Origin of the sequence: Helicobacter sp. MIT 00-7814 (assembly GCF_003364115.1) — a bacterium.
GTDB lineage: Bacteria > Campylobacterota > Campylobacteria > Campylobacterales > Helicobacteraceae > Helicobacter_F.
The window spans coordinates 1-732 of record NZ_NXLL01000071.1 but is presented as its reverse complement, the minus strand read 5'-3'; the positions used below and the strand labels follow the sequence as shown (position 1 = coordinate 732).

Here is a 732-nt window from a genome sequence, read left to right as displayed (position 1 = left end):
GCCAAAGTCATCTTGTTCTAGCCCTGCGATACTTCCACCAAATAATCCACTGCCTAAATGCGCGTTTATTTGTGAAATAAGGGGGTTAAAGTTGTTTTCATTGCTATTGCGTGGCGGATTATCTTGTATTAAATTTTTGTTTGTGGTAGAATTGTCGCTGAAGTCGTTTGAGTGTAGATTAGTCCCATCACTCTTGGTAACTTGGCTACTTGGTAGGAAATCTGAGCCTTGCGACTTTTCTACTTCATAAGCTGTGATTATCCACTCGTTATTTCCCTTGCCGTCCCAACCTTTAGACAATCCCACGCGATAAGTTTTATCTGCTTCATAAATAATCGTATTTATGTTATTTTCGCTTACTAATTTCCCATTGCTTACAATTTCATCTAATAGCTCGGGTGTGATTTCAGGGTGCTTTGCTAGAATCTTACTTAGCCCAAAGCCTTTTTGCGTTTCTTTGTTGTATTCTCCCCAAACTAAATCTATATCGCCCAAATCTTTACGCTCATACGCGCCTACTACTTGCCCGCTTTGTGTTTCTTGCAGTTTTTTAAAGGCTTCTATGGGCTTATGGTAAAACTCCGCGTAATTTGTGCCAAATTCTTTTATGGGTTCTATTTGTTCGCGTGGCGTTGTTGGGCTTTCTTTAGGTGCTGGCGCTTCTTGCAATGGTTGTTCTAACTTTTCGGATTTTCCTAATAGTTCATTTTCTGGTGCTTCTCCCTTAGGCTC

Annotated in this window: 1 pseudogene; it reads right to left on the bottom strand. The window is 40.4% G+C overall.

The features are described 5' to 3' along the window. Window positions 1-732, bottom strand: a pseudogene (locus CQA49_RS10215) (hypothetical protein); the annotation flags it as partial.